Consider the following 11,982-nt stretch of genomic DNA (forward strand, 5'->3'; position numbering starts at 1 on the left):
TTAGGGCGCACTGGGCTTTCAGCCATCCAAGCTTGAGGACTTTCTCCACAGTTCGGACAGTCATCGGACATACAAAAGAACAAGGCTCCAAGTGTGATGCTTGGAGCCTTGTCCGCGAAACGCCGAGCCAAATCGGCTAAACCGGGAACCCATGGGAGGTTCCCGGTTTATGAGATGGCTTTTAGTACTTCAGTCGGTAGAACATTTGCGGTCCCGAAGCCGGGATGGTGTATGGTGAGCTGGCGCTGGGGACGTTCGTGTAAGTGCCGGAAACAATCCCGGAAGCTTGGAGCACGCCGCCGGTCCCAGTCCAGGTGATCTGCAACTGTCCGGCACTTTGCTGCACATGAAGCGCCACAGGCACGGGCTGGGGCGGCGGGGGTGGAGCGAAACTTACGCTATTGGTCGCGCCAGCCAGATAGATGCCGCTGACTTCCAAAGGCGTCAACGCACGCTGCCAAACACCCAGATCGTCAAGATCTGCCTGCGCCGTTACGGGATAGGCACCGGTCGGGTCCTGACCAATGGTGGCCGCGTTAGTGGTGTTGATATTACCAGAGATAGTAATGGCCTGTGAATCCACCTGGATACCATCCAGATAAGTCGTGCAATTCGCGGTGCGGCTGGCGACATGCACAAGATGGTGCCAATTTCCATCATTGATAAGATTGGCATCAGGGAACGTGGTGGCCAGGTTCGGCGAAGTCACCGTGCCAATAGTATACATCCATCCACCACCGCCAGTTCCTGCATAGGGAGCGAAGGCGAAGCCGCCCTGAGCGGTCGACCCCACTGCGTCGGTGAAGAAAGGCAGATTGGTGTAGGTGGACCCAGCCGGTTGACGCACCCAGAATGCAACCGTGAAGTCCAAATTGGCCCCAAATTGCAGGTCAGGCCGGACGCCCAAAGTCACATAGTTGGTGCTTCCGACGTCTGCATCGGTGGAGTAGTGCAAGCCATGCGCCCCGATGGCACCCGGCGAAACGAAGGTGGTCGCGCCCACATTTGTGCCGTTGTTGCTGTGGCCTGAGATATCTGCATAGTCACCGTCAAATGGCAGGTGTAATACCAAACCGTTGGTCAGATTGAGTACGGTAGCACTAGTCGGGATCGGCAACACGGTAAGCGTCACGTCAGGGCTGTTAGTGGTCCCCATAGGATTGCTTACCTGCACTTTGTAGGTTCCACTGTCGCTCAAATGCAACGGTGAGATTGTGAGCGTATTACTGGTCTGGCCAGAGAGTGCCGTGGTTCCTTTAAACCATTGGTACTGTAGCGACTGCCCATCGGCAACCGCTTGAATCACGGACGACAAGCTCTCATAATTCGTGGATGGAGTAGCCACCGGCTGTCCGACCCCGGGCGGCCCAATGGGCTTGGCGTTATAATGGGCCAAAACCTGATCGGCGGTCAGGAAGTTGTAAATTGCGGCCTCGTCAATGCGGCCGTTGAGTTGCTCGGCCGCAGTAGGAAACGAAGCAATATAGCTTGCCGGGTTGCATCCCAACTGCAACGGTTGGTTTACGCCCGTGTTGCCGCCACCAATGATAGTAATGGGAGTGCCGACTTCATGGCCGTTTACATAGAAGTGGTAATTGAACAAATCACACGTAACAACCAGATGGTACCATAGGCCCGGCACCAACGCTGTAGCCAGGCTTTGGTCCGCATCCTGTACTCCGGATGTGGTAAAGCGCAAGACATTGCCCCCGCTGATTCCAAAGGCATAGCCCCGTGATGGAGCGACTCCCGCGAAGGTTGAAAAGATGCGTTGGACGCCGTTCACATTGGTGAAGTTCACCCAGGCCTCCAGCGCGAAGGTTGTAACACCTGGGAAGGCGAATGGGGCGGAGTTGGTGACCTGAACAAAACCCTGTCCGGCGGAAGCCGGCAAGCCGATACAGGTATCGGGATCGAGTTGCGTATATCCGGGTTGGCTGAGTGTCACGTTAACGTAAGTGCCGCTGTTGGTGCTCACTGCGTCATGGGCAACGGTACCGCTGGCCTCATCCAAGCGCCAATAAGATATCGGGCTGTCAGCCAGAATGGCGCTCGAATAGTTGTTGGTCGCCTGAACCGCTAACGTAGCACCAAGGCTGATAGTCCCGCCGAAGGCGTTGGTGATACCACAAGAGTAGGAGCCAGCATTATTTGTTGTCAGATTGGAAATCGGATAGCTTGAATCGGTCGCGCCCGAAATGGCGTTACCATTGAACTTCCATTGATAGGTGAACGGTGCGGCGCCCGAAACCACCACAGCGAAGCTTCCGCTTTGACCATCAAATCTGGTGATTGATGACGGTTGCTGGACAACCACCGGTGCTCCCTGGATATTGAGGATGCCATTGCCGGAGAAGAGGGAGCTCGTGTTTTGGGCTCCGGAACTGGGTGAACCCCAAGTACCTGAGGCTTGGGAGATCGAATCGATATTGATGGAGCTGACGACTTGTGTGCCGGAGAAGTTGAGATTAACCGCACCGCTGGCAAGTGAGCTGACAAGATTGAGACTTGCGGAGGAGCTTAAAGCCCCAACTTTGTCGAGTTTGAGCCCACCTGAACTAACGGTGACGTTGCCCGCGAGCGCACCGTTGGCGGGCACCACGAGGGTGCCGGCTGGGGTGGCGAAGGCGACAGTGGTGCCGCCCGTGTAGGTGTTCGTGCCACTCAGGGTAATCGTGCCACCGTTGTTGCCACTGAAGTTCACACCGGCAGTGCCACTGATGACGCCCGAAAGAGTGAGGGGAGCCGTGGAATCGCCATTGTTTCTAATAAACGTATAGTTGCCAGCCAAACCCCAATTACCGGTGCAGGTCACGGGGGCATTGGCGCCGTTGGCAAAATTAATGCCAGCGCCACCTACTGTATTTGTAAAGGCATTGGCCAGCGTAATCGGCGCGCCACCCACAGAAAGAATTGCCCAATAAGTGTTAGTGGCATTCATCAGTGTCATGGGGCCGGTACCAAATGAGTTATTATTGTTGAACCACGTAAGAGGAGCACTGCCGGTAAACCCAAAAAACGTTCCTCCGCTATACGAGTTGCTGGCAAAAAGAGAGACAGCGGCTCCTGAGGCGTTGTATTCCGGACCAACCCCGCCGGTGCCGACAATCGGAGCATTGATAATAACCGGACCATTCACAAGAAATCCCTGAGCTCCAGCGGCGACATTCAAATTGCCACTTCCCACGGCATTAATGTTCAGGGTCACGCCCGTGACACTCATGAAAAGTCCAGCCATGGATTCAGAGTTGGCGACGGTGACCGTATAATTGTTACCACTAACGCCGCCAGGGAATCTCGCAAAGCTTCCGGGCACCCAGGGTCCAACGGCACTAGTCCCGCCTGAATTTGTGGCCCAGTTCGAAGCATCCCAAGAGTAGGTACCGCCGTTCGCGATGCCGTAACCTGCGGAGGTACCGTTGACATCAAAATATTGATTCACCGCCTTAACACTTTGGTTAAAGGCGAGGAGGCAGAGGATGGCAGGAAGGAACTTTAATCGATGTTGAGCGGGGGGTTTCATAATGGATTACGAGCGGGCTGCTTATATTGGGAATGGTTTAATTTATTTCTCTGGATAGCATGAGCGGTTTACACAGTTATTCCTCGACTCTCAAAGAGAATATTGTTTGTTCATGTAAGCAAAAAAAACTGTTCAATGCAAGGGCACAAACGTGCCTACAGCACCGGCATTCGTCATGGCCCCAACTGAAGCCGATAGAAGCGCGTGCGGTTGCCGATGGCTGAGGAATCGGTATATTGGAAAACTCCACTCCCGCTCGGCAGTACAGCAAGAACATCCCAACCTGTCCAATTGGTGGTGGTCAGCAGGGTGTAAGAGGTATTCGCCCTCCCACTCATGCTCAGCTGCACCGATCCATTGGCAAGAACACTGATTTGATCAACATGGGCGGGTGGTGGCACCCCGGCACGGATGGTATTATTGCCAGAGTCCGCAACAGCGAAAAATCCTGAGTTGTTCAGCCCGAGGCCGCCAGGATAATAAAATTGCGCGCCATTGCCCGTTCCATCAGCGGCGCCACCGAGGTCAGGCTGGCCCGCTATGGTGGTCACGATCCAGTTGGTGCCTGAAGCTATCAGCATTCGCATGGTATGATTGCCGGAATCCATCACAAAAAGATTTCCCTGACTGTCTATGCTGATGCCCTCAGGTTGGAAAAACCGGGCGTCGCGATTTGTTCCGTCCGCGTTGCCCCACACTCCCGGCAACCCCGCCAAAGTGCTCACCGAACCGTCAGCGGTAATTTTTCGGATGGTGTGGTTGCCGGTGTCAGCCACATAAACGTTGCCGGAACTATCCACAGCAAGACCTGAGGGCGAATAAAAGCGGGCAGTGTTTGTGCCATTGTTGTCCATGTTGCTGTCCAGGTTCCCTGGATGGCCCGGAAATCCTGCAAAGGTAGTTACGGCGCCGCCCGGACTAATTTTTCGGATGGTATGATTCCCGGTATCAGAAACATAAACGTTGGCGGCGCCGTCCAATGCCACGGCTTGCGGTCCGCTAAACTGAGCGTTACTCCCAGTTCCGTCCCCCTGCCCTTCGACACCCGCAGTGCCTGCCAGGGTGGTGACTGTTCCGCCTGATGTTACCTTTCGAATAACGTTGTTGGCGGTGTCGGCCACGTAGGCATTTCCACCTGTGTCCACCGCGATGCCCTGCGGTGCGTAGAACTGCGCGCCACCACCCACCCCATTGTTGGTGCCGGAACTGCCCGCCGTCCCAGCCAAAGTGCTCACAGTCCCAGCGGCCGTGATTTTGCGAATCGTGTGATTGAACGTATCGCTCACAAAAACATTTCCGCTGGCATCGACCGCCGTGCCTTTTGGCCAATAAAATTTTGCGCTGCCGCCGGTCCCGTCCGCGTTTCCGATGGAGGCAGAGCCGGCCAGCGTGGTGACCGCTCCGCCAGAACTGATCTGGCGAATCGTGCCATTGCCTGTGTCCACCACAAAAACCGTGCTGCCGCTCACCGCGACACCCTGCGGTGCATAAAATCGCGCATTGCTGCCCGTGCCATCCTTGCTGCCGTAATTGCCTGCAAGGCCCGCCAGCGTGGTGACGACGCCACCGGAAGTGACGGCGCGAATGGTGTGGTTGAGGTTGTCCGCCACGTAAACTGTGCCATTGGCAGCCACCGCCACACCCATCGGCTGATAGAACTGTGCAGCACTGCCTGTGCCGTTGGTGCTCCCATAATTGCCCGGGGAACCGGCTAACGTGGTCACGCTGCCGCCGGGGGGTATCACGCGAATGGTTCCGTTCCCGGTATCAGCTACATAGATGTTTCCATCGCTGCCCACCGCAATGCCTTGCGGTTGGTAGAAGAGTGAACCGGTGCCAATAACACCAGGAGTGCCAGCCAGCGTGGTCACAACTCCGGCGGATGTGACCTGCCGAATCTCATGGTTCCACGTATCGGCCACATAGATGAGTGAGCCATTGCCGTTCACAGCCACCGCCTCGGGTTCGTAAAATTGTGCGTTGGTTCCGGTGGCATTTAAAGTGCCCGGATTTCCCGCTGCACCCGCGAGGGTGCTGACTGTCCCGTCCAGCGCAATTTTTCGAATGATGTGATTGCCGGTATCGGCCACATATACGATGCCGTTGGTATCGACAGCCACCCCTTGCGGTTGATTGAATCTGGCGGCGCTGCCCTTGCCATTAGCGCTGCCACTGACGCCAGCCAAACCTGCGAAGGTGCTAACCACACCCCCGCTGATTTTTCGGATCGTGTGATTCGCCGTATCGGCCACGTACAAATTCCCGGTCTTATCCACGGCCACACCGCCTGGCAGATTGAATCGCGCGCTGCTGTTGTTGCCATCCGCACTGCCCTGTCCGGCGTTGCCAGCGAGGGTGCTGACAGTCAACGGTTGGGAGTGCGACAGCGGCACAAACGCGAGCGACAGGAAAACGGTTAAAATGGCGAGCAGCGCTTTCATTCAGTTCCAATTGGGCAGAAAGACCTTTCCGTTGCTGCTGGCGTGGATGCCATTCTCGGCGATGGAAGCCTGAATGGTGTAGGTGGAACCAGGATGAAATGCGGGCAGGTGCAACACATAATAAGCAACCCCACCCAGCGAGTTTCCCGTCTGCGTGAAATTGACCAATCCTGTAAATCCCGTGAAGGTATTAATGTCCAATTGCGTGCCGTTTTCGAACAGGGTCACCGAGTAAACGTTGATGCCGTCGGAACCCGTAGTGTAAACGAAACTTACGTCAATCTCACCCGCCTTGGTAACATAGGGGGTAATGTCATAATTCACCGTTGTGGGACTCGTCGGAACGGATGGTCCCCAGGAACCGATCAGTGTATTTGTCTCACGATTGTAATTGAGACCCATCTGAGCCAACCGCTGGACATCGACCGTTAACCGGTTGGTGAAATCGGTGAAATTCTTTTGTGTTTTAGACGTCCAGGCCATCTCCGCTTCAGCACAGACTCGAGGGAACATCTTATATTGAACGTTCAGGGTTGAGGGCACGAATTCAGTCCACAAATTACACTGTGCGCCCAGGATGTAGCCCGCAAAAGAGGGATCCAAATTCGCAGGCACAGGTTCAAAATTATAGACATCACTGACAGTTTTGTAGGAGGGGTTGTTGCCGACTTGAAAAAATGGTTCGTTAATCAAGGTGTTGGAATCATTTTCTTCGTAATAATTGATGCCGTTGGGCGCCACGACGACATACTGGCCATTCGAGGCGGTCGCCGAGGTGTATGTGCCCAGCCAGTCCATCAGCACTGCGTTGGTAATGGTGCCTGCCGCCTCAAATTCCGACCAACCGACCATCGTGCGCCCGTTGGACCGGAGAAAACTGCAAATATTAGTGGAGAACCAGCGCTGATATCTCTGGAGCTTGCTGCTACTGGTGCCGTTGGTGATGCTTAGGGCCGTCATTTGATTGGCATCGTAAGAGTAGGTTGTCCATTTCGTATCACCGGTGGCAGTCACTTCATCCCCCCCGCAATGGATGTATTGGCCAGGAAAAAGACCCATGACTTCCGAGAGCACATTCGTAAAGAAGGTCCAGCATCCCGGCCCTGCCAAGCTGTACATGGAAATACCGTAGCCAATGTTGTCCATGTTGTAACCGGAGTTACCTGTGCCGAACTGCGGATAAGATTTCAGGCCTGCGGTGGAGTGGGCCGGCAACTCAATCTCCGGCACGACGGTGATGTGCCGTTGCCGGGCATAAGCCACTACTTCGCGAATGTCGTCCTGCGTATAATAGCCACCATATTGCCCGGACAAGTTGTAAGCCGTGCTCGCGGACGGGTTCTGACCGTAATCGATGCCATTTCGCCAGGCGCCAGTAGACGTCAGAAGCGGATAGGAAAGAATTTGGATTCGCCAACCGTGGTCATCCACCAGGTGCCAGTGAAAAGTATTGATCTTGTGCAAGGCCAGCCCATCCAGCAGGCGTTCTACCTCCTGTTTATCCACAAAGTGCCGGGAGACATCCAACATCACACCCCGCCACGCGAACCGTGGTTGATCCTGAATGTACACGCACGGTGCCGTCCACTGCACACCGGCAACGGGTCTCTGCGCGAGAACCTCAGGCGGAAACAATTGAAGAAGCGATTGCACTCCATAAAACACTCCAGCTGCTGCCGGAGCCCGGACGACCACCGCATCGGGGGCGACGGTCAGTTCGTATCCTTCAGGGCCGAGAGCGGGGAGCGCATTGACAGTGGTCAATAAAATAGAGGCACGAACCGGACCTGCACTGGAATTAGTAACCACCGCAAATTCGTAGCCAGTCGATTTGCGCAAGGTCGCTGCCAGGTACTGACCGTTTTCGAACGAGGAGCTGTCCACCAGGATCTTGACTATTGCGTGGCCGAAAGCACCAGCAACTTGTTGCGTGGGGCAGAGTGTAAAGATTCCCGGACGAATCTGGGTTTGCACTGGCAGCGGAATAATCGCCGGAGCGGCACCTAAGGTTACAACTGCCAGAAACGATAGCAACAAACTGAAAATTCTCGGTTTAGACAACGACATCAAAATTCCGGTTAAATGGAGTAATCATTAGTGATTAACCGCCTGGGACAGGCGAAACAAGTAAAAACATGCAAAAGGCACGTTTGTGCCCATAGCCCACAGAACAAATTGCGACCTGCAGTCGGCTCCGTGCCGCCAGCAGGCATGCCCCCAAGAAAAACCTTGCAAGCTTCCGGCCCAGCAGATGGCGGTAGCCAGAAGACACCCATTTGCAGATCGCGATTCAGTTGGCAACGACGAGCCACTTTACATCCCGCGATGCAACCATTATCCTCGGCCAGGTGTTCCGCGAAGCAAAAACCTGCCCGCTTCTTTCGTATGGCCAGACGAGCCGTTTCGTTGGTTTCCTCCTCATTTATCTTTTGGCACAGGCGACCAATGGGGCCACGGTAGTCTCACAATATGGTTCCCGGCTTTGGCGCATGGATGACGGGTTGCCGCATAGTTGCGTGCAAGCAGTGTTGCAAACCCGGGATGGTTACCTTTGGGTGGGAACCCAGTTTGGGTTGGCGCGCTTTGATGGGGTTCGTTTCGTTGGGTTCAATAAAAATAACGTGCCGGAAATGCTTAACGCCAACATCCTCGGCTTGCAGGAGGGCCAGGACGGCAGCCTCTGGATTGCAACCGGCCGCGGGGGCATGCTCCGTTTGAAAGACGGGAAGTTCACCCGCTACGGGAAGGCCGACGGGCTGGCGAACGACAGCTGCCTCGGCCCGACACTCGAAACCCGCGATGGCTCGTTGTGGTTTGCGACGCTGGGTGGGTTGAGCCGCTACCGGGATGGTAAATTCGTCAACTTCGGCACGAACAGCGGCCTTGCGTCCGATGTGGTCCGAGGCATGGTTGAGGATCAAGAGGGCCAGCTGTGGCTTGCCACGCCCACGGGCGTCTATTGCTGGAAAGACGGAGTCGTGATCCGCCGTTTCTTGATGGCAGATGGGTTGCGGATAAACGATGCACGCGCCCTCTTCTGCGATCCTGACGGCACGATTTGGGTCGGCGCAGGCAACGGTTTGAGCCGCATTCAGAAAGGACAGGTCACCACCTTTGTGATGACTGACAGCCCGGCAAACAATATCATTACTCACATACAACGGGACCGGCGCGGCAACTTGTGGGTTGGCAGCTATGGTGGGCTTTCACAGTTTGTAGACCCGAAAATCATCGGCCAATTAGACGGGCAAGGCCAGGCGTTTGACCTGGTCAACGCGATTTTTGAAGATCGCGAGGGCAATTTGTGGATCGGTTCCCGGGATGGTTTGATCCGCCTCAACTCGCATCCTTTCACCAGCTACACCCAGCAAAACGGTCTCTCCTGCAACAATGTCACCTCCGTTCTCGAAGGCAAAGACGGGGTAATCTGGGCGGCGACGTGGGGCGGCGGGGTCAACCGGCTTAAGGACGGTGTTTTCACTGCGCTCACCTGCGACGGTTCATCCCTGGCACTGGGGCTGTGCGAGGATTCCGCCCAACGAGTCTGGGCAGGCTCCGATTGGGATGGCGGGCTCTTTAGATTTGATCAGCAATCGGTCCACCGTTACACGGACGCAGATGGATTGACCGGTGGCGCCGTACGCGTGGTTCACCAGGATCGCTCCGGCGCTTACTGGCTTGGCACTACCCGGGGACTCTACCGGATGGAGGGTCAGACCATCCGCCCCTTTGGCACCGAACATGGCATGCCGCAGGAAGTAATCCGGGCGATTTGCGAAGACGATCAAGGAGATCTTTGGATCGGAACCAACGACGGCCTCTGGCGCTTGCGCCAGGATACCTTAGTGCGATTCACCACTGCTGACGGGCTTTCCAATACCACCACTGGAGCGCTCTACGCGGATCATCATGGAAATTTGTGGATCGGGACCTCGGGCGGGGGCCTTGATCGGCTCCGCGATGGCCGGTTCACCGCCTATACCAGCCAGCGGGGATTGTTCAATGATAGCATTTACGAAATCGTGGAAGATGAGAATGGCTGGCTCTGGATGACTTGCATCCGGGGCATCTTCCGTGTCCATCGCAACGATCTCGATAGACTGGATAACGGGTCCATCAACGCCATCCACTGCATTGCCTATGGCAATCCAGATGGTCTGGCCAGCGAAGTCTGTAGCATGGTGGCCAAGCCCTCAGCCTGGAAGAGCAAAGACGGCCGCCTCTGGTTCGCCACCGTCAAGGGCCTTTCGGTCATCGATCCCAATTCACTCAAGGAGGAAAATCCTGTTCCGCCTCCCGTGACTCTGGAACGAATCCTCACCGACAAACAAGCCTTTCCACCTGCTGAAACCTTGTCAGTGGCGGCCCCTGTCCGGATTCCGCCGGGGCGGGGTGAACTCGAGTTCCAATATACCGCCCTGGCTTTTCGTACGCCAGAGCGGACCCGGTTCAAGTACCAGCTCGAAGGTGTGGATACCGATTGGGTTGAAGCCGGGGCACGGCGATCGGCCCACTACAGCAATGTTTATCCTGGAAAATACCGGTTTCGCGTGCTGGCCCGTAATAGCGAGAGCACGTGGAGCGAACCGGGCGGTTTCGTGGAGTTCGTGGTGCTCCCACATGTCTGGCAAACCTGGTGGTTCAAACTGGCCATCGTCGCTACAGTCATGCTGGGGGCCTTGGGGATCCACCGGGTGCGTCTTGCGCGGTTTCGTCAATTAGAGAACCTTCGCTTGCGTCTCGCCGCTGATCTCCACGATGAGGTGGGAAGCAATCTAAGCACTATTTCGCTGTTGGCCCGCAAACTTCAAAAAGGGGGATCAGCCGGAACAGAAGCCGCCGATGATGTAGCCGCCATTAGTCGTATTTCGGGCCAAACCTCGAGCTCCATCCGCGAGATCGCCTGGTTCATTAATCCGGAAAACGATACCCTGCAGGATCTCATCTTGCGCATGAAGGAAACGGCCAATGCCATGCTCCCGGGTATTGAATGCCGGTTCCAGAGCGCGCAAGCACACCTGACCCGAACTTTGCCACCGCAATTTCGGCAGGACATCTTCCTGCTTTATAAGGAGATGCTCGCTAATATCGCGAAGCATTCCCGCGCCTCGCGCGTCGAGATTGAAATATCCCGACTGGACAGCCTCTGGCAACTCAGGGTGCGCGACAATGGTGTCGGCTTCGACACTCGCACGACCTACACCGGCAATGGCTTGAAGAATATCCGCTTGCGTGCCTTTCGGCTCAACGGCTCCTTGAACATCGAAAGCAAACCCGGCAACGGGACCATTGCAACCTTCACCGTCCCCATTCCCTGAAATGAATACCACTACGGTCACAACGAAAACGACGGTCTGGCTGATCGAAGACAACGCTGACTACCGCCGGATGGTCGCCTGGCAGATCAACCAGATTTCCGGCTTGTACTGTGTACACACATATTCCACTTGCGAACAGGCCTTGGCCGCCATCCGCACCGAACCCCTGCCCCAGGTGGTGCTGTGTGATGTGGGCTTGCCTGGCATGGATGGGATCACCGGCATGAGCGCCATCAAGGCTCTTTCACCCAGCACACATGTCATCATGTTGACGGTGCACGACGACCCTCACAAGGTATATGGCGCAATCTGTGCGGGTGCATCCGGTTATCTTCTTAAGGATGCCTCAGAGGAAGCGATCACCGCTGCTATCCATGAAGTCCTCAACGGCGGGGCACCGATGAACGGTCGGATTGCCCGCCTGGTATTGGGGGCTTTCGCTCAGCAGAACAGTACGCCTCATAATGACTATGGTCTCTCCGCGCGCGAAAAAGACATCCTCCAATATATGGTCAAAGGATTGATAAAAAAAGAAATTGCCGAGGAGATGGGGCTGAGTTATCACACGGTCAATAATTACCTGCGCCGAATTTACGACAAGCTCCACGTCCATACTCGAGGAGGAGCCGTCGCCAAGACCGTCGAAGAAAAATTGCTCAAAGGCAGGGAGCCGGCATGAAAGCCATCGGTAGTTAATCTC

The 11,982-nt window shown here is 55.6% G+C and carries 5 protein-coding genes; 2 read left to right on the forward strand and 3 right to left on the reverse strand.

The annotated features are described in order from the left end of the window. Positions 1-181 precede the first annotated feature (181 nt). The 3 genes from CFLAV_RS07175 to CFLAV_RS07185 form a co-directional block, all read right to left on the reverse strand. Positions 182-3,523, reverse strand: coding sequence for a LamG-like jellyroll fold domain-containing protein (locus CFLAV_RS07175; protein WP_007413992.1), 3,342 nt, complete (start codon positions 3,521-3,523; stop codon positions 182-184). Between the two features lie 173 nt (positions 3,524-3,696). Further along, complete coding sequence (locus CFLAV_RS07180) at positions 3,697-5,964, reverse strand: NHL repeat-containing protein (RefSeq protein ID WP_007413993.1); 2,268 nt, start codon at positions 5,962-5,964, stop codon at positions 3,697-3,699. Further along, positions 5,965-8,031: a beta-N-acetylhexosaminidase gene (locus CFLAV_RS07185; protein ID WP_007413994.1), complete on the reverse strand. Its 2,067-nt coding sequence runs from the start codon at positions 8,029-8,031 to the stop codon at positions 5,965-5,967. Positions 8,032-8,240: 209 nt separating this feature from the next. Here CFLAV_RS07185 and CFLAV_RS07190 point away from each other — a divergent pair, with 209 nt between their 5' ends. Then, positions 8,241-11,282: a sensor histidine kinase gene (locus CFLAV_RS07190; protein WP_007413995.1), complete on the forward strand. Its 3,042-nt coding sequence runs from the start codon at positions 8,241-8,243 to the stop codon at positions 11,280-11,282. Between the two features lies 1 nt (position 11,283). Continuing rightward, the gene (locus tag CFLAV_RS07195; protein ID WP_007413996.1) at positions 11,284-11,961 is read left to right on the forward strand and encodes a response regulator transcription factor; all 678 of its coding nucleotides are present in this window, start codon (positions 11,284-11,286) and stop codon (positions 11,959-11,961) included. Positions 11,962-11,982: the final 21 nt, after the last annotated feature.

It is taken from the genome of Pedosphaera parvula Ellin514 (assembly GCF_000172555.1).
Taxonomy (GTDB): Bacteria; Verrucomicrobiota; Verrucomicrobiia; order Limisphaerales; family Pedosphaeraceae; genus Pedosphaera.

What these genes read in the sequence shown, in the direction of transcription:
- CFLAV_RS07175 (WP_007413992.1), bottom strand. Translation starts at nt 3,523, where the DNA reads ATGAAACCCCCCGCTCAACATCGATTAAAGTTCCTTCCTGCCATCCTC.
- CFLAV_RS07180 (WP_007413993.1), bottom strand. Translation starts at nt 5,964, where the DNA reads ATGAAAGCGCTGCTCGCCATTTTAACCGTTTTCCTGTCGCTCGCGTTT.
- CFLAV_RS07185 (WP_007413994.1), bottom strand. Translation starts at nt 8,031, where the DNA reads ATGTCGTTGTCTAAACCGAGAATTTTCAGTTTGTTGCTATCGTTTCTG.
- CFLAV_RS07195 (WP_007413996.1), top strand. Translation starts at nt 11,284, where the DNA reads ATGAATACCACTACGGTCACAACGAAAACGACGGTCTGGCTGATCGAA.